The organism is Saccharopolyspora antiqui (assembly GCF_052246905.1).
In the GTDB taxonomy this organism is placed as follows: Bacteria; Actinomycetota; Actinomycetes; order Mycobacteriales; family Pseudonocardiaceae; genus Saccharopolyspora.
In genome coordinates this window covers 522,857-545,155 of the sequence record NZ_JBQQBO010000001.1, presented here as the reverse complement: position 1 = coordinate 545,155, position 22,299 = coordinate 522,857, and the positions used below count along the sequence as shown (strand labels likewise).

The window sequence follows — 22,299 nt, the reverse complement described above, 5'->3', positions numbered from 1 at the left end:
CCATGACCGCCAACAGCCCCTTCGTCTCGGACGTCCCCGCCGCCGCGGCCCTTGCCGCCTGGGTGGACGCACGGGCGGCGGCGGGCTGTCCCGCCCGGGTCGACGTGGTGCGCGTACCGGTCGCCGCCGCGGTAGGCCGGGTGACGGCTGAGCCGGTGTGGGCGCGGCGATCCTCGCCAGCCTTCGACTCGGCGGGCATGGACGGGATCGCGGTTCGGGCCGCCGACACCGTCGGCGCGGCCGAGACCACCCCGGTGCTGCTCGCCCCTGGTGACTTCGAGGTCGTCGACACCGGCGACCCGCTGCCCCCGGGCTACGACGCCGTGGTGATGCGCGAGCAGGTGCACCGCACCGATGCGGGCGAAGCCGAGCTGCGGGCCGCCGTCCCGCCGTACCAGCACGTCCGGTCGATCGGAGAGGACATCAGCGCCACCGAGCTGCTGCTTCCCGAAGGCCACCGGCTGCGGCCGGTCGACGTCGCCGCCTGCGCGGCGGCGGGGGTCACCGAACTCGGCGTCCGCCGCGCGCCGGTCGTGGTGATCGTGCCGACCGGCGACGAGATCCGGCCGATCGGGACCGAACCGGCTCCCGGCGAGATCCTCGACACGAACTCGCTGATGCTGGCCTCGCAGGTGCGCGAGGTGGGCTGCGACGCCCGCGTCACCGACATCATCCCGGACGACCCGGAAGCCATCACCGCCGCGCTTCTCGCCGCCGCGGCCGAGGCCGACCTCGTCCTGCTGATCGCGGGCTCCAGTGCGGGCCGCGACGACTACACGGCGCGCGTGGTCGCCAGCGCGGGTTCGGTCGCGGTGCACGGCGTAGCGGTGCGTCCCGGTCACCCCGTCGTGCTGGGCACCGTGGCCGGTGAACCCGGGACTCCCGTGCTCGGGGTGCCCGGCTACCCGGTGTCGGCAGCGCTCACCTTCGACATCTTCGCCGCCCCGCTGCTGGCCGAACTGGAGGGCGCCGCACCTCGGGAACGCCCGTTCACGACCGCGCGCCTGGCCCGGAAACTGCCCTCCGCGATCGGCATGGACGACTGGGTCCGGGTCCGGCTCGGCCGCGTGCAGGACCAGGTGGTCGCCACCCCGCTGCCGCGCGGCGCCGGGGTGCTCACCTCGCTGGTGCGCGCCGATGGCCTGCTCGTCGTGCCCGCGGGTTTGGAAGGTCACCACGCCGGTGCCGAGGTCCGGGTGGAACTGCTGCGCGGGCTCGGGGAGATCGGACGCACCATCGTCGCGATCGGCTCGCACGACCTGCTGCTGGATCTGGTGGCGTCCGAACTGCGAGCGGCCGATCCGCTGATCACGCTGGCCTCCTCGAACGTCGGCTCGCTCGGGGGGCTCGTGGCGCTGCGCGACGGGCTGTGCCACATCGCGGGCTCGCACCTGCTGGAACCGTCGACCGGCGAGTACACCTTGCCTTACGTGGACAGGCTTTTCGGGGCGGACTCCGATGTCGCCGTCGTCCGGCTGGTGCACCGCGATCAGGGGCTCATCGTCGCCCCGGGCAATCCGCTGGGCCTGACCGGCGTCGACGACCTGACCCGGCCGGGGCTGCGCTACGTCAACCGGCAGCGCGGCGCGGGCACCCGGGCATTGCTGGATCACGAACTGAACCGCCGTGACATCGACGCGGCCGCGGTTTCCGGTTACTCGCGGGAGGAACACACCCATCTCGCCGTCGCCGCGGCCGTCGCCGCCGACCGGGCGGACGCCGGGATGGGGATCCTGGCCGCCGCCCGCGCGTTCGGGTTGGACTTCGTCCCGGTCGCCCGGGAGCCTTACGACCTGGTGTTGCGCACCAGCGAGCTGTCCGGAGAACTGTTGGCGCCGCTGTGGGAGCTGCTCGAACGCGAGGACTTCCGCGCCACCGTCGAAGCCCTCGGCGGTTACTCCTGCGCGGAGACCGGACGGCGGATCCGCTGACCGCCCCGCTGTTGTCCACATTGGACGGGACGTATCGGACGAAGTGCCTTTCCGCAGGCGTTGAACGCTTTCCACCGCGTGGGAGCAACGCGCTACGGTATGCGGGTGACCGTGGTGAAAATCGGGGTGGTAGCCAATGGCTGATATCAACTACGACGCGCCGCAGTCGGCGCGGATCTGGAACTACTGGCAGGGCGGCAAGGACAACTACGACGTCGATCGTGCTGCTGGCGACGCGTGGATCGCGTTCCAGCCGGAGATCGTGTCGATCGCCAAGGAGTCTCGGCAGTTCCTGATGAGGGCCGTGCGCCAGCTGACCGCCGAGGCCGGTATCCGCCAGTTCCTCGACATCGGCACCGGCTTGCCGACCCTGCAGAACACGCACGAGGTGGCGCAGGAGGTCGCACCCGACTCCAAGATCGTCTACGTGGACAACGACCCGCTGGTGCTGACGCATGCCCGTGCGCTGATGATGAACACCACCGACGAGGGCGTCACCAGCTGCATCGACGCCGACTACCACGACCCCGAGTCGATCATCTCCGATGCCCGCGCCATCCTGAACTTCTCGCAGCCGATCGCGGTGATGTTCATGGGCGTCCTCGGACATGTCGCCGAGTACGAGGACGCGGTGTCGATCACGCGTCGGGTGATGGCGGCGGTGCCATCCGGCAGCTACTTGATCCTCTGGGAGAACACCAACGTCACCGAGACCGCCCGCAGTGCCGCCGCGGAGTACGCCAAGAGCGGCGCGATCCCGTACCGGCTGTGTTCGGTGGAGCAGGTGGGTGGTTTCTTCGACGGGCTGGAGTTGGTCGACCCCGGCCTGGTCGCGATCAATCACTGGCGAGCCGACGCCGACCAGCCCGGCACGAGCCAGCCGTTGGACGCCGCCGGCGCGGTGGGCCGCAAACCATAGGCTGCGGCGCGAACCGCTCGACGACGGCCGCCTGCGACTCGGCCCCGCGATGCTGACCGTGCCCGCACCGCTAGCGCGGGACTCCGACGGCTACGGCCCGTAGATCGCGTCGTGGAACTGGATTTCCGCTCGCAGCATCCCGGTGAACCATTCCTGCAGCCGATCGCCCGGCACCGAGCCGGGCAGGTCGTCGACCTCGGCGGCGAGTGCGTCGACCTGGGTGGTGAACGGCGCGCGGGTGTGCAGCGCCACCCAGTCAGCGATCGGTCCGGCGGCGATTGGTCCGGCCGGTGGCGCGAGGGCGCGAGAACACCAGGTGCGGTAGAGGTGTTCGGCCGCGAACATCACGGTCACCACGGCCGCGTAGCCGCCGATTTCCGCGGCCGACAGGGCGAATTTCGACAGCTGGTCGGCGCGGCAGCGTGCGGCGTCGTCCAGCCGCGCCGCCACCGGCCAGGCCGCTCGCGCGGTCCGGAAGTACTCGGACTGCTCCGTGGTCAGGCCGTGAACCGCCCGGGCGTGGCGCTGCATCGCGGCCCAGGACGGTGCGTGCCACACCGCCAGACCGTGCAGGCGGCACGCGCTTGCCACGAAGGACTCCTCGATCTCCAGGTAGTTCGCGTAGGGCTGGTCGCCGATGGTGCCGTTGGAGACCTCGCGGACGAACCGCACGTCGAGCGCTTCGGCGAGGGCGTCGGCAGCTGATTCGACGAGCCAGGACGAACGCTTCACCGGGCCAACCATTCGATCAGACCGCCGAAGACCTGGCCGTAACCGGGCCAGTCTTCGCAGAAAGCGGTCGGCGCCCAGTGCGGCGAGCAGTCCGAGGTGAACGCCGCGGCTCGCCCCCTCCCGTGCTCGCCGACAACGACGAGCGGGTCACCGTTGATGGTGGCCAGCGTCGTCGAGCCGGGTCGGGCGAGCACCCTGTTGTAGCCGAGCAGGTGCGGCCACGGCGTGTCGACACCACCGAGCGCGGGGTGGTCGGCGGTTTCGACGATGGCCTGCGCTCCGGCGGGCAGCTCCACCCGGTCGTCTTCAGGGAGCAGTTCGACCGGCAGCACGTCGTGCAGGACGGTGTTGCGGTAGGCGGCTTTCCCCTCGATTCCGGAGAACGAGAGGTAACCGCCGATCATGAGCAGGCCGCCGCCGCCCCCGACCCACGCCCGCAGGGCCGCCAACCGGTCGGCACCGCGCTGGGCGCGCTCGAACACGGCCGGGGCCAGCTGGATGGAGTTCGCTCCGATGTCGGAGAGGATCACGACGTCGTACTGCGACAACTCCCGATCATCCGCCGGGAATTCCATCGGAACCGAATGCGCGGGCAGGTGCGCCACGTCGTGGCCGCGCGCTTCGAGCGCCCGTCGCAGCTGCTCTGCTCCGACCTCGTACGAGCTCGTGGTGAAGGTGTCCATGCCCTTGATGTGCGTCGCATGGGTCACCCAACTCTCGCCTGCGATCAGGACGCGGCTCACGACAACTCCTTTCGATCGGCCGCGGACTCGAACAGCCGGGCCGGGTTGGTGCGCAACAGGTCGGCGGCGATGCGCTCGGCAACGCCGTGCTCGACGAGCCGCTGGGTGAACAACCGGGGCACGTAGCAGAACCCGTTGCCCCCGTAGGCGGTCAGCATGCTCTTGAGGAACACGTCGTGGCTGAGCAGCAGCCGGTCGCCGTGCCCGCGCCGGATGAGCTCGGCGACCGCGACGGCGGTCTGCTCGGGCGCGGGGGACTGACCTTCGCCGGGGTAGCGAAACGGCATGCCGATCATGTCGAATTCGAGCCAGACACCGCGATCCCCCAGCGAGTTCTGGTAGTCCGGGTCGGTGCCGGAGGGATCCAGGTGGCAGAGCACGACCGCGCCGGGGCGCACGCCGTACTCGCCGAGGACGATGTCCAGCACCTGGTGGCCGCGGCGCTGCCAGCCCGGCAGGTGGACGTAGAGCGGCACACCGGTGTCCCGCTGCGCCCTGGCCGCCGCTCGCAGCGCCTTCTGCTCGTCGGCGGTGAAATCGGGGGAGACGCCGATCTCACCGATCACGCCCGGCCGAATCCCGGTTTCGCCCGCGCCCGAGCCGAATTCGCCGATCAGCTCGGCGGCCAAGTCCGCCTCGCCGGTCGAGGACAGGTGGCCCGGGTGGAACCGCTGCAGGTACCACCCCGACCCCATGATGATCCGCAGCCCGGTGCGTTCGGCGAACATCCGCAACCGCTGCGGATCCCGGCCGATGCCCGCGGGCGTGACGTCCACAATGGCCTTCCCGCCGACGGCCGCGAAGGCCATGAGGTCGGTGAGCATGGGCTCCGGCTCGTCCAGGACGCAGTGGTCCAGGCACGAGTAGGGCTGCTCGCGCAGCAACCACGCGATGTCCGCCGAGGTCTTCGCTTCCCGGAGGAACCGCAGGTCCGGATCGCTCGGCTCCGCCACCACCGGCCGGATGTCGTTGACCAGGTGCTCGTGGCTGAGCGTGAGCCCGAGTTCGCTACTGGGCACCGGACCGGTGACGGTCATGACCTCGGTGTTCAAGATCTACCGGCCAGGTGCCCGACGAGCTGCGCGAGGCTGCGGCCCCGCAGGTTGACCCAGATCGCGAGGATGAGCACCAGCCCGGTCACGATCGGGGTGAGGAACGGGCTCACCCCGAGCAGCGTCAACCCGTTGGCGATCATCCCGGTGATCACGGCCCCGACGATGGTGCCGGTGATGGTGCCCCGACCGCCGAAGAGGTTGGTGCCGCCGAGCACGACCGCGGCGATCACGGTGAGCTCGAAGCCTTCGCCGGAGTTCGCGGACCCCGACCCCAGCCGCGCGGCGGTGAGGATCCCGGCTGCTCCGGCGGCGAGCCCGGTGAGCATCAGCGCGATCATCTTGATCCGGTTGGTGTTCACCCCGGCGCGGCGCACCGACTCCTCCTGGGAGCCGATCCCGGTGATGTAGCTGCCGAACCGGGTCCTGGCCAGCAGCACGACACCGATCACGACGGTCAGCAGGGCGATCCAGGCGAGCACCGAGAATCCGAGGAACTTCGCTTCGCCGATGCGCGCGACGAACAACCGCTTGTCGATCGGCACCGAGAAACCCTGCGTGGACAGCTGCGCGAGACCGCGGATCACCGACATGGCGGCCAACGTGACGATGAACGGCGGGATCTTCTGGTACGCCGAGAGCCAGCCGTTGACCGCACCCCAGAACAGTCCCGCGGCCAGCCCGATCACGATCACGACCGACGAGTCCCAGCCCGCTTCCAGCAGCTGCGCGGTGGTGGCGGCGACGAAGGCGAGGGTGGAACCGACCGAGAGGTCGATCTGACCGGTCGTGATCACGAACGTCATGGCGACGGCGACCATCAGCGTGATGGCGACCTGGGTCGCCAGGTTCGACAGGTTGTCGAAGGTGAGGAAGTTCGGTGCGGCGAGCCCGAAGGCCAGGAAGAGCACGACGGTGACGCCGAACATCGCCAACGTCGCCTTGTTCACCCGCTCCCACCAGGACGGGCTATCGGCGGTGACCGCTCGTGGTGCCGTATCGACGTGCGCGCTCAAGCTGGCTGCACCTCCTCGGTGTCGGATCTGGTGATCATGGCCACGAGTCGCTCGATGTCGAGTTCGGACACCGGTGCGTCCGCGACGCTGCGGCCCTCGTACATGACCGTGATTCGGTCGCAGACCTCGAACAGGTCCTGCAGGCGGTGGGTGATCAGGATGACGCCGACGCCCCGGCTGGCGACGTCGCGGATCATCGCCAGCACCGAGCGGACCTCCGCGACGGCGAGGGCGGCGGTGGGTTCGTCCAGGATCAGCACGGCGGGGTCGAACGACACCGCGCGGGCGATAGCGACGGCCTGGCGCTGCCCGCCGGAGAGCGCGCCGATCTCCTGGTACGTCGACTTGACCCGCACGTGCAGGTTCGACAGCGTTTCGGCCGCCATCCGGTGCATCGCGCGCCGGTCCAGGAACGGGCCGCGCCGGGGCTCCCGGCCCAGGAACAGGTTGCTGGCGACGTCGAGGCTGTCGCACAGCGCGAGGTCCTGGTAGACGATCCCGATCTTCTCCTGCCGGGCGTCGGCAGGGCTTGCGAACCGGACCTTGCGGCCGTTCACGGTGATCTCGCCGCCGTCGTGCTGGAGCGCCCCGGCGAGCACCTTCATCAGCGTCGACTTCCCGGCGCCGTTGTCGCCGACGAGCCCGAGCACCTCCCCGGCCCGCAAGGTCAGGTCCACTCCGCGCAGCGACTGCACCGCGCCGAACGACTTGGTGATGTCGCGGAGTTCGACCAATGTGTCCGGTGCCATCAGCGCTCCAGGTAGTAGGCGTATTGCGCGACGTTCTCGGGCGTGACGATCTGGGTGGGCACCGGGATGTCGCGCGGTACCGGGCGCCCGCAGGCCAGGTCGATCGCCGCGGCCATCGACTCGTAGCCGAACTGGAAGGTGTTCTGCTGCACGACCGCCTTGATCCAGCCCGCCCGCAGTCCGTCCATGGCCTGGGCGGACAGGTCCCAGCCGACGACCTTGATCCGGTCGGTCCGGCCCTGGCTGCCGACGGCGGCGGCCAGGCCGATCAGGGCGGGCTCCCCGGTGGCGTACGCGTAGGGCAGGTTCGGGTTGCCGGTGAGCAGGTTCTCGGACGCGGCCTGCGCGTTCTCCTGGACGTTGCGGCCATCGACGACGGTGCCGATGCGCATCCCGTGCGCGGTGACCTCGTCGGTGAAGCCCTTCTGCCGCTCCAGTTGGATCGTGCTGCCCAGCGCGCTGACGACGCCGATTTCGCCCTGCCCGCCCGAGATCCCGAGCAGCGCCTCGCCGAGCTGCTTGCCGCCCTCGGCGTTGGCCGTGCCGACCTGCGCGGACACCGCCGGGTCGTCGACCGTCGCGTCGACCGCGACGACCGGAACACCGGCGGCGTTGGCGCGGCGGATCGCGGGCTTGATCCCGTCGGTGTCGACCGCGTCGACGATGATGGCGTCGTAGTCGTTGGCCACCAGGTCGTCGATCGCGTTCGCCTGGACCGTGGAGTCGTCGTTGCCGTTGACGATCTGGACCTGCGCGCCGACCTGGTCGGCCACCCGCCGCGCGCCGGTGTTGATCTGGTTGAAGAACAGCGCCTGCAGGTTGATCGTGATGATGCCGATCTTCGGCGTCCGGCCGTTCACCTGGCAGGCTTGGGGAATCCGCGCGGGTGGCGGCGGCCCCTGCTCGGCGGCGCGCTGCTCGGCCGCTTGTTGTTGCCGCACCGCCGAATCGCAGCCGCCGACCGCGATGACGAGGGCGAGCGAGACGAGGACCGTGCACGTTCGTCTCATCGGACACTCCTTGTTGCCGGGTTCGGGTTGACCAGTGCGGTGCGGTGGTCGGTGACGGCGTCCCTGCTGGGCAGGCCCGCTCGGGCGCCGGGTTCGGTGCAGGACAGGCCCGCTGCCGCGGCGGCGAAGCGGGCCGCGTCCACCGGGGTGATGCCGCGTTCGAGTTCCGCGGCGTAGACCCCGACGAAGCAGTCACCGGCGCCGGTCGCGTCGACCGTCGACACGGGCAGGGCTGGACCTTCGTGCTCGGTCCCGTCGGGTGCGTACATCCGCCAACCGCGTGCGCCGTCGGTGACCACGAGGTGGGTCGAGGTCCGGACGGCGGCTCGCGCCAGTTCCGAGTCGTCGCCGAGCAGTTCACCGGCGAGGGTACGGCCCGCGATGACGTGGTCGGCGACGTCGAGCGCCGCCAGTGCGCCGTCGGCTCGGGTGCAGCCGTCGAGATCGACGATGGTGCGCCCGCCGTGCGGCACCGACGCAGCCCACGGGAAGCGGTATCCGTCGAGGTAGAGCCACGAGTTCTGACACCCGGCGGTGCGGGCGACCACCGCCGCGAGATGTTCCGCGGTTATCGCGTCGTCCTGGCTGATGATCGATCGTTCGCCGTCGGGCGTCACGAGGATGACCGAGGTCGTGAGTTCTCCGGTGCGCGCTGTCCAGGTGACGTCCACGCCGTCGGCGACGAGCGCGGCGAGGAACGCATCGCTGAGCGGGTCGTCACCGACGACTCCGGCGAAGCGGACGTCGGCGCCCATCCGAGCGGCGGCCACGGCGGCGTTGGCCGCCATCCCGCCGTCGCCGCGATCGATGGCGGTGGCCTGCACGCGGTTGCCCGCGGCGGGCAGCGCCGGAACGCTGACCGTGAGGTCGCTGTTGGCGTATCCGCAGAAGGTGATCACGGCAGCTCCGCCCCGGCCCGCCGCGCCGCGGCGGTCAGTTCGCGAACCTTCGCCGGGTCGACCCGACCCCACCAGCGCCCGTTGTCCTTCAACGAGGAAGCCACGATCACGCCGTCGCAGGCGGGTAGCAGTTCGCCGATGTTGGCCGCGGTGATGCCGGAACCGATCACCACCGGCAACCGGGTGTGCTCCTTGATGCCCACCACCTCGTCGAGCGCGGCCGCGTCCCCGGTGCGCGAACCGGTGGCGATGAGCACGTCGGCGTCGAAGAACTCCGCGTCCTCGGTCTGCTCCGCCAGGGACCGGTCGGCGACGATGGCGTGCGCGCCGTGCTTGACGTGCACGTCGGCGAACACCTTGACGGGGTTCGCGCCGATCCGGCTGCGGTAGCGGGTGGCCCGCGCCGCCTGTCCCTCGATGAAGCCCTCGTTGGCGATGTAGGCGTTGGCCCACTGGTTGACCCGGACGAATCCGGCCCCGCCGGACCACGCCGAGGCGATCGAGCACTCGGCGGCGTTGGACAGCACGCTCACGCCGACGGCGCGATCGACGGCGTCGCGCACCCGCGCCGTGACGACCGCCATCGCGGCGGCGGTCTCGTAGCCGTGCTCGCCGGGCTTGAGGAACGGGATGTCCCAGTGGTTCTCCACGATCACGCCGTGGCAGCCGCCGTCGAGGTAGCCGCGCGCCTCCTCGACGGCGAACGTCGAGATCTCATCGATGGGCTGACCGGCGTAGTGCGGGCTGCCGGGCAGGGCTGGCAGGTGGACGACCCCGATCACGACCTTGGTCGTGCCGAACAGCTCCGCCACGGCGTTCGGCTTCGGCGGGAACACCCCGGGAGGGGTTGAGGTCATCGGGAACTCCCTACGAGACGTGGCAACCGGAGCGGTGGTGATGCAATCGATTGCATCGAGATGAAGGTGTACGGTATGGATCAAATCGTTGGCGGTCAAGGGAGACTTTCCCTGGATCGTGACAACCGGGTTCTCGGTTGGTTAGGGAGAGGTAAACGTTTGCATGGGGTGACCATCGCCGATGTCGCGACGCGGGCCGGGGTGTCCACCGCGACCGTCTCGCGCGCGCTGACCGGGTCCCGCCCGGTCGCCGCCGAGACGGTCCGCCGGGTGCAGCGCGCCGCCGCCGAGCTCGGGTACTCGGTGAACTCGATCGGTCGGGCGCTGCGCAGCAACCGCACCGACACCATCGGCATGGTCGTGCCGAGCATCTCGAACCCGTTCTTCACGTCACTGGTGGAGAACGTCGAACACGCCCTCGGCGGATCGGGCAAGCAGTTGTTCCTCTGCGACGCCCGTTCGGATCCGGCGATCGAGGCGGAGCGGCTGCGGTCGCTGGTGGCCCGCAACGTCGACGGGATCATCGTCAGCCCCACGCACGGCGTCGACAGCGCTCCGGCGGTGCTCGAAGCGGCGCGGGCGGTTCCGCTGGTCCAACTCGACCGCTACGTCGGCGGAACCAGCACCGACTGGGTGGGGGTGGACGACATCGCGGCGATGCGGCTGGTGGTCGACCACGTGCACGCGGCGGGGGCGCGCTCGGCGGCGTTCGTCGGGTCGTTGTTGACGAATTCGTCGACCGAACGACGGCTGGCCGGTTTCCAGCAGCGCGCTGCGGCGTTGCGGATGACTGTGCGCGAGGACTGGTTGCTGCTCGGCGAATACAGCATCGCCTGGGGCGAAGCGGCGCTGGAGCGGCTGACCGCGACGGAGCGGATGCCCGATGTGATCGTGTGCGCCGACGATCTGATCGCGCTGGGCGTGACCCGCGCGTGCCGGGCACGCGGCATCGAGGTGCCCGACGACGTCCAGGTGACCGGCTACGACAACATCGAGTTCGCCCGGCTCGGCGAGCCACCGCTGACCACAGTGGACCAACCCAGGAAGAAGATCGCTTCGGAAGCGGTCCGGCTGCTCGCGGCGGCGAGCGGATCAGCGGCGCCGGAGGCTTCGGCGCACATCGCGCTCATCCCGAACCTGGTCGTCCGGCACAGCACCCGCGACGTGCTCGATCGCGAATGACGTGGCACAGCGCAGGAAACCAGCCCGACAGCTGGCCGGAGGTCGGACGTCGGTTCCGTCAGGCTGGGACGGCTGCGGGTTCGGGTGCTGTCCCGGCGGCCCGGTCGGTGGCGGCCGACCTGCGCTGCGTGGTGCGGTCCAGGGTGCCCGCCAGGACGGCGAGCACGAGGCCGATGCCCGCCAGCGTGGCGCCGACCAGGGTTGGCGACAGCAGCCCGAGTCCGTTGGCGATCACCAGACCGCCCAGGTAGGCGCCGATCGAGTTCGCGATGTTGAAGGCGGACTGCACCGCCGCTGACACGAGCATCGGTGCCCCACCGGCCTTCGCCATGACCAGCGACTGCATGATTGGCGCGACCATGAAGCCGACGACGCCGATCACGAAGACCGTCACCGCGGCGGCCGCCTTGTCGCCGGAGGTGATCGTGAACGTGCCGAGTACGGCGGCGGTCCCGATCAGCGCGGCGTACAGGCCCGGCATGAGTGCTTTGTCGGCGACCCGGCCGCCCAGGAAGTTGCCCACCGTCATGCCCAGCCCGGCCAGCACCAGCAGCAGCGTCACGCTGGTCGGCGAGTACCCGGAGACGTCGGTGAGGATCGGGGTCAGGTAGCTCAGGCAGGCGAAGGTGCCGCCGAGTCCGAAGGTGACGATCGCCAGCGCCAGGTGCACCTGCGGGTAGCGGAAAGCCGCGAGTTGCCCGCGCATCGTGGCCTGTTCCGGCTCCGGCCGCCCCTGCTCGGGCACCAGCCGCGCGATGGCGGCGACCGCGACGACGCCGACGGCCGCGACGACCGCGAACGTCGCTCGCCAGCCGACCTGTTGGCCGAGCAGCGTGCCCAGCGGCACACCGACGACGTTGGCGAGGGTCAGGCCCATGAACATCATCGAGACGGCCTTGGCGCGATTGCCCGGGCCGACGAGACCGGCGGCCACGACGGCGCCGGCGCCGAAGAACGCGCCGTGCGGCAACCCGGCCAGGAACCGCAACACCATGCCAACCTCGGCGCTCGGGGACAGCGCGAAGAGCACGTTGCCGACGGTGAACAGGCTCATCATCCCGATGAGCACGGCCTTCCTGGGCAGTCGCGCGCCCAGCACCGTCAGCATCGGCGCCCCGACCACGACACCGAGCGCGTAGCCCGAGATCAGGTTTCCGGCGGTCGGGATGGATACGCCGAAGTCGGCGGCTGCCTGCGGGAGCACGCCCATCATGACGAACTCGGTGGTGCCGATGCCGAAGGCGCCGATGGCGAGTGCGAGCAGCGCGATGGGCACAGTTCTCCTCTCGGGTAAGCGGTGGTGGGTCTTGGTGCTGCGGTAGGTGCTATCCCGCGTCGGGGGGGGCGGGATAGCACCTGGATCGATACAGCACAGATCGAAAATATGAACAGCCGCGCAATCACGACACGTAGTCATCGGCTGTCTGGTATCCAGTCTCAACATGCGACGGGGCAGTTGTCCACCTCGTGAAGCGTGAACCCGAGCACTCTGCGTATAAGACGACTCATCGGATATAACCCAAACGTGTGAGTGCTCTCGACGAGGCGGCATCGCTGGCCACGCGCTTACACGACGGCTTCCGGGTAGCGGAAAGCGGAGATCGAGGAATCCCGGAGCGGTTGCCACCCTGGATGCCTGGCCCGGGTGTCCGGCGCCTGATCCGAGAGGAGCGCGGTGGCCATGGAGTTCGGAATTTTCGATTCGTTCGACCTCGGCCAGACCACGCCCGGTGAGGTGCTCGACGACAGGTTGCGGTTCGCGACCGAGGCCGAACGGCTCGGAATCGAGCATTACCACGTGACCGAACACCACGGCACGCCGCTGTCGGTATGCCCTTCGCCGAACCTGTTCCTCGCGGCGCTGAGCCAGCGGACCAGCCGCATGCGCATCGGCGCCCTGGTCAACGTGCTGCCCAGCTACGACCCGTTCCGCCTCGCCGAGGAAATCGCCGTCCTCGACCAGCTCACCGGTGGGCGGATCGACTTCGGCGTCGGGTCGGGGGTGAGTCCGTACGAGCTGGCGATCTTCGGGATCGACATGGCGCAGGCCAAGCCGATCTACGCCGAGGCCCTGGAGGCGGTGACCACCGCGCTGCGCACCGGGCGCATGCGTCATGAAGGTCAGCTGCTGCGTTCCTACGACGCCGAGTTGTCCGTGCTTCCGGTGCAGCGCCCGTACCCGCCGTTGTGGTACGCGTCGAGCAACTCCGCGACCGCGCAATGGGCGGGACGCAACGCCATCAACTTCGTCGGGCGGTGGAACGGTGGCACGATCGCTGACACCCTGCGCACCTACTGGGACGCTTGGGAGGCGCATCGGCTCGCGGAAGACCGGCTGGGCGGCCACGTCACGGCACCGCGTGCTGGCATCTCGGGCAGCGTGGTGATCGCCTCCAGCGAGGAGCGAGCGCGGGACATCTTCGGGCGCGCCAACGACATGTTCTGCGAGCGCATCACGCATCTGTGGCACCGCAACGGCGACCACCGGTTCGACAGGGCGTTCGCGACCGAACCCGCCCTCGCCAGCGGCGCTGCGTGCGTCGGGACCGCGGATTCGGTGCGGGACCAGGTCGTGCACCAGGTCGAAACATCAGGCGCGAATTACTTCGAGATGTCGGCGTTCTTCGGGGACATGACCTTCGACGAGGCGCTCCACAGCCTGCGGGCCTTCACCGACCAGGTCGCACCGGCCGTCCGCACAGCAGCAGCCAAGTCAGGAGCGCGGTAGTAGTCGGAACCCGGCCGTCGCCGTTGAACATGCCGCTGCACCGCTGTGCGGACTGACTGGTCAGTTGGAGCGGAAACGCGGCCGTGATCGAGAGGTCAGCGTCGGGGCATGCCCTCGCGTGCGGCGAAGGCATGCCCCGGGCTGTCACCAGCCGACTGCGACCAGCAGCCACTGCGGGTTCTCGCGCGAGACGTACGACGCCTGGTCGGCCACGTCGTCGTACGGGAAACCGTACGAGAGGTTGTTGATGTTGTGGTCGTGCCAGAACTTTGCGTAGTAGTTGGCAGGCGCGGACTGGTAGAAGTTCGCCGGGTCCAACTGCTGCTCCGGTGACAACTCGGCGACGTGCCGGTTCAGCCCCGCGCACATCTGCGGGTCGCCCGCCAGTGATCCGGCGCAGCCGAAGATGTTCTGCGTCGTTTCGTTCACGCCGACGGAGTTCGCGTAGTCGGTGAAGTAGTTGGCGTACTGGCCGCCTTCCTGGAACGCGGGCGCGCTGCCCGGCGCGGGAATGCGGTACGGGGCCTCCACATCCGCCAGTTGTTTGAACTCCTCCGGTACCTCGTCGCGGAATTTCTGGAAGGTGGCCTCCCGGTCCTCCTGGAACGTCTCGTAGTCCTCGCCGAACTGCGCGTCGAAGCCGTCGTGGGCGCGCAGCCGCATCGCGAGTTTGAGCCCGAACGCGTCGACTCGCGTGGTGTTGCCGTTGAACGTCGACGGCCCGACGGTGAACTCGATGAAGTCGGAGTACTGGCTGTCCGGCGAGCCCAGGTGGAAGTACATCCGCCCGGCCGAGTTCGCCGGCATGTCCAGGTAGGGCTGCTCGGCGATGGAGTGGGTCTCGCCGTTGAAGGTCCAGTACACCTGGTCGTCCGGGTACTTGCCGTTGGTGCGGTTGAGCACCTTCACCATGAGCACGTTCTGCGCGGGTGGGATGTTCGTGGTGTCGCCCCAGAACTCCTCCGGCGGCGGGGCCGACCCTCGTCCGTCGGCGGCTTGTGCCGACAGGGCGGTGACGGAACCGGCCGCCAGCAGTGCAGCGGTGAGCAGGCTGAGGGTGCCGCGGCGCCAACGCCGCGGCAGTGCGGTTGTGGGCATGATCGCTCTCCGAAATCGGGGAATCCCTGCGGGACTGGGGAAAGCGCTCTCAAAGCGAGCGTCGTGCGAAACGGCCGCGAAGTCAACCGGATGCTCGGCGGCTGTCCCCTTCTCGCCACATGCCTTTTCGCCAGCACTGGCGAGTGAATCGGATTTGCCGGGGACGGGCGGTATCGTCGCGCCGAAATGATGGATCCGAGCAAGGCCGAAGCCCTGCTCGAATCCGGTACTGCTCGGCCACCTTACGGATAAGTGACCACATTGGACGGTTGGGTTCCGGGTGGTGTAGTCGCGCCGGTGTCGTTGATGACGTGGGTGATGCTGCCCTGCTCGTTCAGCGACACGGTCAGCAGGCTGTGGAACCGCACATCCGGGGTGTCCGGCACCTCGAACGCGTGGTAGCTGTTGACCGACGGGTTGACGTTGAAGTAGTTGTAGCTGCCCAGACCCCACGCTTCGTGCGCGGTGACGTCCGGGCCGACCTGGTATGCGGCGTACCCGTTCACGCCGTTGGGGTTCATCCAGGACGGCTGGTCCGGCACGTCGTAGGGCATCTCGTTCTGGAAGAAGATCGTCTTGCCGCGCTGGCCGTTCCAGATCACCTGGTACTTCTGGTAGTGCTCCACGAACAGGCCGGTGGCCAGCACGTCGTCGCCATTCACGATCACGCCGGTGTCGCCGGTGTTGACCGTCCAACCGACCGTGCCCGCGTTGCCATGATCACCGCGCCAGGCCCAGATGTGGTCGAGGATCGTGTTGTTGCTGTTGACGACCATGCTCGTCGTCGCCTTGCCCGCGATCGAACCGCCGACGCGGAAGAACACGTCCTGCACGGTGGTCGGATTCGCGGCGTGCTCGGCCGAGGAGCCCTCCTCCCCGACGGTCAGCAGGGTGGGCGAATTGGTCGTGCCCGCGTCGAACAGCAGGCCCTTGAGCCGGACGCCGTCCACGTCGGCGACCTGCATGGCGGTCACCCCGTTCGCCAGGATCAGGGTCGGGTAGCCGATGCCTAGGACGACGGTGTCGGGATTGGAGACCTGGATCGTCTGGTCGAGGTGGTAGACCCCGGGCGTGAAGAACAGGTTGCAGCCCTGGGACAGCGCGTTGTTGATGGTCTCCGCGGTGTCGCCGGGCTTCGCCACGTAGAACTGGCTCATCGGCACCGAGGTGCCAGGGGTGCTGCCGGACGCCCAGCTCGGTCCGGTGGCGCCAGTGCGCAGGTCCGGCTTGAACACCTGGTACTTGCCTTCGGCGTCGACGTACAGGTACGGCACGTCCCGGGACACCGGTGTGGTGTCCAATGTGGTCACCGGCGGGGTCGGGAAGCTGGTGGCCGGTGCGCCGGAAACACCGGAGAACACCATGTTCCAGACCGCGCCCGACCAGCTCCCGTAGCTGGAATCCCTGGTGTACCACTGCTGCTGGGAACCCGACTCGGTCTGGCCCTCGACCCTGGTGTCGGCGATGTAGCCGCCGCTGGCCCAGCCGTAGCTGGCCGGGTGGAGCGCGAGGCCGCCGTGCACGTCGATGCGGCGGAACGGCGCGGCCTGCGACACCGCCCAGCGGTTGGTGCCGCTGCTGGGGTTGATGGCGAGGTTCTCCGCCGACCGCCAGAAGTTCTGCGTCGCGTTGCCCTGATCGGACTCGTTGAACGCGTCGACCGTGACGTCGCCGTTGATGGTGACGTCACCGGGGTTGAGGCCGAGACCGGCCACCGAGGTGTAGTAGCCGACGTTGACCGTGCTCTGGTAGCTCCCCGGTTTGAACAGCTGTGCCACCCGATCCTCGGCGAACTGGTCGGTCTGGGTGTCCTTCTGCGCGTTGAAGTCGGCGTCCAGCTGCGCCTGGATGCTCTCCGGCGACATGCTCGGATCGAAGATGCGCACGTTCGGGCCGAAATCCGGTGTGTCGGAGCCCGCGCAGGCCGCCGGTGCGCGGCTGTCGTCGTGCGCCGTGTTCGTGCCGGAGACGGCCGCAGCACTCGGCGCGACGGCGGAAACGACGGCGAGCGTGGCCAAACCGGCGAGCCACGGTGATCGGCGTCGTCGTCCACGGCGTTGTGGGACGGGATTCATGGCAAGAAGCACCTCCAGGCGGAGCCTGAGACGGACAAAAAGGCGTGAGAGCGCTCTTGGCGGGCACCCTAGACCGATCAAGAGCCGTGCGGAAGGGGTGCGGACGGCGACGGAGTCGGAGCTGTCCGGGCAGCGTTGGGTTGCCGTTTTCCACGGATTTCCCGTCCCCGCAGCGCTTTGCGCGATTCATCGCGTCGCGGCGGCGATTTCAGGGACGTTCCCTGTTTTGAAGCCGCGCAGATCGGAGTTCGTGGTCCTGGGGCTCGTGAGTGGGTTTTTCTGGTAAGAACCGGAATTTTCACTCATGACCACGCACTGCCCGACCCCGATCTGCGTGCCGCCTGCCAGCTGTCCAAAGTGGATGGAACGTGCGGGCTGGGCGCGGCCCCGCTGTGAGCTATATCGGGTTCTCAACGGCGCGCCGGGGTTTTCACATCAGTGCTGTGCTGCGGTTGCTCAGCGAGCATCCGCTCGGCGGTTCGGCGCCCACAGCTGGTCGGCGTCGCCAGCGGCGAGGCGGCCCTGGTAGACGTCGATCTTGTGGTCGATGAGCTCCAGGTTTTCCCGCAGCTCAGCGATCTTGGCGGTCACCTCCGCGCGGTGGGCCTCCATGAGGGCGAGCCGTTCCTGCTCGTTGCCGCGCCCGGCGGATACGAGTTGGGCGTAGCGCCGGATGGTCTTGATGGGCATGCCGGTGGCCCGCAGCCTGGTGCAGACGGTGATCCACTCCAGGTCGAGCTGGTGGTAGCGCCGCCGACCGCTGGTGGTGCGGTCGATGGTGGTGACGACCAGCCCAGCGCGTTCGTAGTAGCGCAGGGTGTGCACGCTGACCCCGGTGCGGCGGGCGGCCTCGGCGATGCTCAGGCCAGCCTGGGGGCTGGCAGGCGTGGGTTCTGGCTGCGGCTTGACTTCGAGCACGCTCTAAAACATAGCGTCGCGGTCATGATTGCTTCAATGCCGCCGAAGACCACGATCGGCGAGCTCAGCCGACGCCGCCGACTCCTGGTGCTCGCGATCTGCTGCGCCAGCGTGGTCGTCGTGGTGATGGACATCTCCATCGTCAACGTCGCGCTGCCGACGATTCGCCGCGACCTGCACGCCTCGGTGTCCGGCCTGCAGTGGACGGTCGACGCCTACACCCTGGTGCTGGCCAGCTTCCTGGTGCTGGCCGGGTCGACCGCCGACCGGGTCGGCCGTCGACGCGTCTTCCAGGTCGGCCTCGCCGCCTTCGGGCTCGGCTCGCTGCTGTGCGGCCTGGCGCCGAGCATCGGTTGGTTGATCGCGGCGCGTGCGTTGCAGGCCGTCGGTGGCACGATGCTCAATCCGGTGGCGATGGCGATCGTCGCCACCACGTTCCCCGCCCCCGCCGAGCGAGCCAGGGCCATCGGCGTGTTCGGCTCGATGTCCGGCCTGTCGCTGTCGCTGGGGCCGATCCTCGGCGGCGCCCTGGTCGACGGCTTCGGCTGGCGCGCCATCTTCTGGATCAACGTGCCGATCGTGGCTGCCGCGATCGTGTGCACCGCGCTGTTCGTGCCCGAGTCCCGCGCCGCGCGGGCGCGCCGGTTCGACCCGGTGGGCCAGACGCTGGTGATCCTGGCCATGAGCAGCGTCGTCTACGCGATCATCGAGTCCAAGTCGTTCGGCTGGACCTCGCCGGTCATCCTCGGTCTGCTCGCCGTCGCCGTGCTCAGCGTGCTGGGCGTCCTCGGCTACGAGCCGCGCCGCGTCGACCCGCTGCTGGAGCTGCGGCTGTTCCGCAGCGTGCCGTTCAGCGCGGCGATCCTGATGGCGCTATTCGGCCTGTGCGGGTTCAGCGCGTTCCTGTTCGTGACCACCCAATACCTGCAGGACGTGCGCGGCATGGCCGCGCTAGCGGCCGGGTTGTGCCTGCTCCCGGTCGGGGTGCTGGTCGTGGTGCTCTCCCCGTTCACCGGTCGGCTGATCGGCTCGCACGGTCCTCGACTGCCGCTGGTGGTCGCCGGGGGCGCGTTGGCGCTGGGCGGCGCCGCGTCGAGCTGGCTCGGACCGGCCACTCCGCTGCCGGTCGTGCTCGCGATCTACCTGCTGTTCGGCATCTTCCTGGGCACCGTGAACCCGCCGATCACCAACACGGCGGTCGCCGGGATGCCGCGCTCGATGGCCGGGGTGGCCGCCTCGTTGGCCTCCGCCGGTCGGCAGACCGGTACCACCCTGGGCGTCGCGATCGCCGGAACGATCGTGGGATCGGCCCTGGCCAGCGGTGGGATGGCGTTCACCAGCGCCGAGCGGGGCGTGTGGTGGCTGGTGTGCGGACTCGGCGTCGGCATCCTGGTCCTGGGACTGCTCAGCACCGGGAGCTGGGCGCTGGGCAGCGCCGCGCGCGCGGCCGCCCTGTTCGACGGTGGCGCGGCGGACGGTCCCGATCGTGCGGACGCGGCACGCGACGAGCCGCGCAGCGACCTGAGTCGACACAGCGGACCGGTCTCGGGTTGATCTGTTCGCGGCGATCCGAGACGTCGGCGAGCTGGTCGAAGCGATCTGCGTTGTCCGCCGGGCGATCGATCCAGCTGCCTAAATGCTCCACTGTGGACTTGCGAAGCCCCTGTCAACCTCGCGAAAAGTTGGGCTGCCGGAAGTGCGCCCTCCCGCAGCCCAGCTTTCCCGCGACCGGATCTGTTAGGAGCCGAAACGGCGATTACCAGTTCCAGGGCATGTTGTCCTCGACTGCGTCCAGGGCATCTCCGGCCCCGTCCACGATTGCCTCTCCCGCGTCCGCTACCGCGCCTCCGACTCCGGTCAGCGCATCTCCGGCAGTGGGGACGTAGCTGCCTCCGAAGAGGCCACCAAAGCCATCGCTGAGCCAATCCCACGCCGAATCGGCCTGATCACCGATCCAGCTCGCGGCTTCGCTGACCCCGTCGGCGATATAGCTCGGAATGATCACGAAGTACACCGCCCCGGTGATGTAGGCGATCGAGTAGGCGCCTGCTACGGCATATGCCGGGTACTTGCCGATATGACCTGTCAGCTCAAGAGGCTGTCCTGCCGAGGAGAGCTCGGGTTGGTGCCGTCGGTTTCAGCCGAGCTCGCGTCGGGCTGTTTGAACCCCGGATCGATGTCAGGCCCGGTTGAGCCGGAGCCCAAACCGTCGCCGCCGGTCCCACTCTCCGGCGCGCCGTCGCCGGGGTCGTCGGTGGGTGTGGTCTCACTGGAGCTGTCAGTGGATGTGGTTTCGCCGGTTCTGTCAGTGGGTGTGGTCCCGCTGGTGTCGTCAGTAGATGTGGATTCGCTGGTGCCGTCACCGTGGGTTGCCGCACCGGAGCCGGTGTCCGGATCTGCTGCGCTGGCGCGGTAGGTAGTGCTGTGCACTGTGGACGCCGGTAGTTCCGGACCGGTCGCGGCCAGCGCGGTGGCCGGAGCCAGCGCGCACGTGGAAATCGCCACCGTCGCGCTGAGGAATTTCTTCGCGATGTCAAAGCTCATGGTGCTCACTCGATTTGCTATCGAAGGCCGCGAGCATCGTCCTGGCTGACGGCCTTTGTTCAACTGCCGCCCCAAAAGGTGCTCGAAGAGTCCCCCGGTGCCGATGGAGAATTCCCCCGGATTCGTCGAGTGGGGTCCCCCGCACCGACGTAGCGCTAACCCCATCTGCCGGGTGGGGCAATCCCGAAACCTTCGTTTAGCGGATCGCGCTGAATCGCACCCGCTCAGCGCCGCATCCCGACGGATTTGGTCAGCGGATTCGCGTCGCTGGTTTTGCTGTCAAGAGATTCAGCCCGAACGGCTCGCCTTCCCATCGAGGAGACGAGCCGTTCGGGCTGCTGGTCGGTCGCTTTTCGCGTCTCGGACTTCTGGGCCAGGTCAGGAACAGGTCCAGTAGACCGGCCGTTCGGTTACCGGGCTCGGGTTCCTGTTGGATTGGGCGGTGCCCGCGGCCATTCGGCCATCCGGGCTGATCGAGGACGGGTAGCTCATCGGCCGGTCACCGCTGAGCGCGGGCAACGTCGTCAACACGCCATCGGCCACCGCGACCGCGTCGTACCCGTTCTTGGCGAGGACGGCGCCGCCGTCGTTGATGGCCTGGTTGGCGGATTCGGCGGCCTGCAGTCCCGGAACCGCCTCGACGGTGCCGGTGTCCAGGTTCCAACGCACCACGCCCGCGGACATCGTCCAACCGACCACCCACGGACCGCCGATCCTGCTGGCGGAAACACCCTCCGCTGCGGGAATGCCGTCCGGGCGCTTCAACGGACCGTGGGTGCCATCCGGACGCCACACGTAGGCGTCCTGCGCGACGGTGCCGACGATGGTGCCGTCGGCGGAAATGTCGCTCGCCCGCCCGGTTTGCTCGCCTGGCATGGGCAGATCGACCGGATCGTTCGCGCCCGGCTCCCACACCGCGGGCACGGCGACCGGCGGACCGTTCGGGGTGGGCTTGAGCCTGCTCCCGACGATCCGCTCGTCTTCGCCGACGGCCCACGGCGTTCCCTCGCCGGTCAATTCGCGGACTTCACCGCCCTGGTGAATCCACGGGTGGTGGTTTTGCTGGTCATCGACGGAATCCCCGACCGCGACGCCGCTGCTGTTCACGTCGACCAAGGCTCCGGGCGCGCCTTCGACGATCTCCGCGACCTCGCCGTCGCGCCAGATCACGGCCGCGCCACCGGAACCGCCGTCGTTCGAGGCCCCGACCAACGACACCCCGTCCGGCGAGGCCCCCCGCACCGTTCCAGCGCTGTGACCGTTCGGCAGGGGCAACTCGTGGACCGCGCACTGGAGTGCCGCTGCCATCGGTGGACCGCCCGGCTGAGCCCACGAGATCCCCGCCGCTGCCGTCACCACCACGACCGCACCGCCAACACCGCTGACCAGCCGGAACCGCGCACTCGCCGTCCGCATCAACGCTCGTTCTCCCTCGGTAGCCAATCCTGTCCACAATCAGACGCGCGAGAGACCGCAGAGGTTGTCCCGCAACGGGAATCACGCCTCCGGCGGCCGAGACGACTGCCATTTCCTCCGCCGGTACCTGCGCTCGGGCATCGGTGGCGACACCCTCACCAACTACGGCGCACGAGGCCACCCGCAATCGACAGCACCGCGAAGCGAAGTCGGGAGCCGTGTGGTTGTGCCGGGGGATTGGTCTATTCGGGTACGAAATCATTCGGCCGCTCGGCGCCGGAGGCCGGGTCTTGATGGATGTGGGCTGCGGTTGAGGTCACCGGCCGCTCCGGGTTCAGCTCGATTGCCAAGAGCAACAACGTATTTCCACTGGCCCACCTGCCTGCCGTTGGCAGTGTTTCGCTTGGTGATTATGGTGTCGGGCGTCGCT

The 22,299-nt window shown here is 69.0% G+C and carries 20 protein-coding genes; 5 read left to right on the top strand and 15 right to left on the bottom strand.

The window, feature by feature from the left end; all coding sequences use genetic code 11:
- The first annotated feature begins 2 nt into the window (after positions 1-2).
- Together ACTWQN_RS02460 and ACTWQN_RS02455 are read left to right on the top strand one after the other, a co-directional pair.
- The gene (locus ACTWQN_RS02460) at positions 3-1,931 is read left to right on the top strand and encodes a molybdopterin biosynthesis protein (protein ID WP_443201640.1); all 1,929 of its coding nucleotides are present in this window, start codon (positions 3-5) and stop codon (positions 1,929-1,931) included.
- 136 nt (positions 1,932-2,067) lie between these two features.
- Positions 2,068-2,850, top strand: coding sequence for an SAM-dependent methyltransferase (locus ACTWQN_RS02455; protein WP_443201639.1), 783 nt, complete (start codon positions 2,068-2,070; stop codon positions 2,848-2,850).
- A gap of 90 nt (positions 2,851-2,940) precedes the next feature.
- On the opposite strand, the gene ACTWQN_RS02450 is transcribed toward ACTWQN_RS02455, so the two are convergent.
- Genes ACTWQN_RS02450 through ACTWQN_RS02415 form a run of 8 tightly spaced genes read right to left on the bottom strand, consistent with a single transcriptional unit; the run spans position 2,941 to position 9,908 of the window.
- A complete protein-coding gene (locus ACTWQN_RS02450; RefSeq protein ID WP_443201638.1) occupies positions 2,941-3,582 on the bottom strand; it encodes a TenA family protein in 642 nt (213 codons plus the stop codon).
- Complete coding sequence (locus tag ACTWQN_RS02445) at positions 3,579-4,325, bottom strand: glutamine amidotransferase (protein ID WP_443201637.1); 747 nt, start codon at positions 4,323-4,325, stop codon at positions 3,579-3,581. Before ACTWQN_RS02445 ends, ACTWQN_RS02450 begins: the two co-directional genes overlap by 4 nt.
- Entirely contained in the window at positions 4,322-5,362 is a 1,041-nt protein-coding gene (locus tag ACTWQN_RS02440; protein ID WP_443201636.1) for a phosphotriesterase family protein, read from the bottom strand. The genes ACTWQN_RS02445 and ACTWQN_RS02440 overlap by 4 nt, the downstream gene beginning before the upstream one ends.
- A gap of 11 nt (positions 5,363-5,373) precedes the next feature.
- A complete protein-coding gene (locus ACTWQN_RS02435) occupies positions 5,374-6,393 on the bottom strand; it encodes an ABC transporter permease (protein WP_443201635.1) in 1,020 nt (339 codons plus the stop codon).
- Positions 6,390-7,142 carry an ATP-binding cassette domain-containing protein gene (locus ACTWQN_RS02430; protein WP_443201634.1) on the bottom strand — a complete coding sequence of 251 codons (753 nt, stop codon included), beginning with the start codon at positions 7,140-7,142 and terminating at the stop codon, positions 6,390-6,392. The genes ACTWQN_RS02435 and ACTWQN_RS02430 overlap by 4 nt, the downstream gene beginning before the upstream one ends.
- The gene (locus ACTWQN_RS02425) at positions 7,142-8,152 is read right to left on the bottom strand and encodes a substrate-binding domain-containing protein (RefSeq protein ID WP_443201633.1); all 1,011 of its coding nucleotides are present in this window, start codon (positions 8,150-8,152) and stop codon (positions 7,142-7,144) included. The genes ACTWQN_RS02430 and ACTWQN_RS02425 overlap by 1 nt, the downstream gene beginning before the upstream one ends.
- Complete coding sequence (locus ACTWQN_RS02420; RefSeq protein ID WP_443201632.1) at positions 8,149-9,051, bottom strand: carbohydrate kinase family protein; 903 nt, start codon at positions 9,049-9,051, stop codon at positions 8,149-8,151. Before ACTWQN_RS02420 ends, ACTWQN_RS02425 begins: the two co-directional genes overlap by 4 nt.
- On the bottom strand, positions 9,048-9,908 hold the full coding sequence (locus ACTWQN_RS02415; protein ID WP_443201631.1) for a BtpA/SgcQ family protein: 861 nt from the start codon (positions 9,906-9,908) through the stop codon (positions 9,048-9,050). The genes ACTWQN_RS02420 and ACTWQN_RS02415 overlap by 4 nt, the downstream gene beginning before the upstream one ends.
- 168 nt (positions 9,909-10,076) lie before the next feature.
- On the opposite strand from ACTWQN_RS02415, the gene ACTWQN_RS02410 reads away from it, so the two are divergent.
- Positions 10,077-11,090, top strand: coding sequence for a LacI family DNA-binding transcriptional regulator (locus ACTWQN_RS02410; protein WP_443201630.1), 1,014 nt, complete (start codon positions 10,077-10,079; stop codon positions 11,088-11,090).
- Positions 11,091-11,148: 58 nt separating this feature from the next.
- On the opposite strand, the gene ACTWQN_RS02405 is transcribed toward ACTWQN_RS02410, so the two are convergent.
- On the bottom strand, positions 11,149-12,366 hold the full coding sequence (locus ACTWQN_RS02405) for an MFS transporter (protein ID WP_443201629.1): 1,218 nt from the start codon (positions 12,364-12,366) through the stop codon (positions 11,149-11,151).
- 405 nt (positions 12,367-12,771) lie between these two features.
- On the opposite strand from ACTWQN_RS02405, the gene ACTWQN_RS02400 reads away from it, so the two are divergent.
- Positions 12,772-13,818 carry an LLM class flavin-dependent oxidoreductase gene (locus ACTWQN_RS02400; protein ID WP_443201628.1) on the top strand — a complete coding sequence of 349 codons (1,047 nt, stop codon included), beginning with the start codon at positions 12,772-12,774 and terminating at the stop codon, positions 13,816-13,818.
- Positions 13,819-13,962: 144 nt separating this feature from the next.
- On the opposite strand, the gene ACTWQN_RS02395 is transcribed toward ACTWQN_RS02400, so the two are convergent.
- The 3 genes from ACTWQN_RS02395 to ACTWQN_RS02385 all read right to left on the bottom strand — a co-directional run bounded on the left by ACTWQN_RS02395 (position 13,963) and on the right by ACTWQN_RS02385 (position 17,909).
- Positions 13,963-14,916 carry a glycoside hydrolase family 64 protein gene (locus ACTWQN_RS02395; RefSeq protein WP_443201627.1) on the bottom strand — a complete coding sequence of 318 codons (954 nt, stop codon included), beginning with the start codon at positions 14,914-14,916 and terminating at the stop codon, positions 13,963-13,965.
- 242 nt (positions 14,917-15,158) lie between these two features.
- Positions 15,159-16,991: a pectate lyase-like domain-containing protein gene (locus tag ACTWQN_RS02390; protein ID WP_443201626.1), complete on the bottom strand. Its 1,833-nt coding sequence runs from the start codon at positions 16,989-16,991 to the stop codon at positions 15,159-15,161.
- A gap of 456 nt (positions 16,992-17,447) precedes the next feature.
- Positions 17,448-17,909 carry a MerR family transcriptional regulator gene (locus ACTWQN_RS02385; RefSeq protein WP_443201625.1) on the bottom strand — a complete coding sequence of 154 codons (462 nt, stop codon included), beginning with the start codon at positions 17,907-17,909 and terminating at the stop codon, positions 17,448-17,450.
- A 24-nt stretch (positions 17,910-17,933) separates the two neighbouring features.
- On the opposite strand from ACTWQN_RS02385, the gene ACTWQN_RS02380 reads away from it, so the two are divergent.
- Complete coding sequence (locus ACTWQN_RS02380; protein WP_443201624.1) at positions 17,934-19,463, top strand: MFS transporter; 1,530 nt, start codon at positions 17,934-17,936, stop codon at positions 19,461-19,463.
- Between the two features lie 202 nt (positions 19,464-19,665).
- Here ACTWQN_RS02380 and ACTWQN_RS02375 read toward each other — a convergent pair whose 3' ends face one another.
- From ACTWQN_RS02375 to ACTWQN_RS02365, 3 genes are all read right to left on the bottom strand, one after another.
- Positions 19,666-19,923, bottom strand: a complete 258-nt coding sequence (locus ACTWQN_RS02375) for a hypothetical protein (protein WP_443201623.1) — start codon at positions 19,921-19,923, stop codon at positions 19,666-19,668.
- 71 nt (positions 19,924-19,994) lie between these two features.
- Positions 19,995-20,453, bottom strand: a complete 459-nt coding sequence (locus ACTWQN_RS02370) for a hypothetical protein (protein ID WP_443201622.1) — start codon at positions 20,451-20,453, stop codon at positions 19,995-19,997.
- A gap of 378 nt (positions 20,454-20,831) precedes the next feature.
- Complete coding sequence (locus ACTWQN_RS02365) at positions 20,832-21,869, bottom strand: hypothetical protein (protein WP_443201621.1); 1,038 nt, start codon at positions 21,867-21,869, stop codon at positions 20,832-20,834.
- Between the last annotated feature and the right edge of the window lie 430 nt (positions 21,870-22,299).

What these genes read in the sequence shown, in the direction of transcription:
- ACTWQN_RS02460 (WP_443201640.1), top strand. Translation starts at nt 3, where the DNA reads ATGACCGCCAACAGCCCCTTCGTCTCGGACGTCCCCGCCGCCGCGGCC.
- ACTWQN_RS02455 (WP_443201639.1), top strand. Translation starts at nt 2,068, where the DNA reads ATGGCTGATATCAACTACGACGCGCCGCAGTCGGCGCGGATCTGGAAC.
- ACTWQN_RS02440 (WP_443201636.1), bottom strand. Translation starts at nt 5,362, where the DNA reads ATGACCGTCACCGGTCCGGTGCCCAGTAGCGAACTCGGGCTCACGCTC.
- ACTWQN_RS02430 (WP_443201634.1), bottom strand. Translation starts at nt 7,142, where the DNA reads ATGGCACCGGACACATTGGTCGAACTCCGCGACATCACCAAGTCGTTC.
- ACTWQN_RS02425 (WP_443201633.1), bottom strand. Translation starts at nt 8,152, where the DNA reads ATGAGACGAACGTGCACGGTCCTCGTCTCGCTCGCCCTCGTCATCGCG.
- ACTWQN_RS02415 (WP_443201631.1), bottom strand. Translation starts at nt 9,908, where the DNA reads ATGACCTCAACCCCTCCCGGGGTGTTCCCGCCGAAGCCGAACGCCGTG.
- ACTWQN_RS02400 (WP_443201628.1), top strand. Translation starts at nt 12,772, where the DNA reads ATGGAGTTCGGAATTTTCGATTCGTTCGACCTCGGCCAGACCACGCCC.
- ACTWQN_RS02395 (WP_443201627.1), bottom strand. Translation starts at nt 14,916, where the DNA reads ATGCCCACAACCGCACTGCCGCGGCGTTGGCGCCGCGGCACCCTCAGC.
- ACTWQN_RS02390 (WP_443201626.1), bottom strand. Translation starts at nt 16,991, where the DNA reads ATGAATCCCGTCCCACAACGCCGTGGACGACGACGCCGATCACCGTGG.
- ACTWQN_RS02380 (WP_443201624.1), top strand. Translation starts at nt 17,934, where the DNA reads ATGATTGCTTCAATGCCGCCGAAGACCACGATCGGCGAGCTCAGCCGA.
- ACTWQN_RS02370 (WP_443201622.1), bottom strand. Translation starts at nt 20,453, where the DNA reads ATGAGCTTTGACATCGCGAAGAAATTCCTCAGCGCGACGGTGGCGATT.
- ACTWQN_RS02365 (WP_443201621.1), bottom strand. Translation starts at nt 21,869, where the DNA reads ATGCGGACGGCGAGTGCGCGGTTCCGGCTGGTCAGCGGTGTTGGCGGT.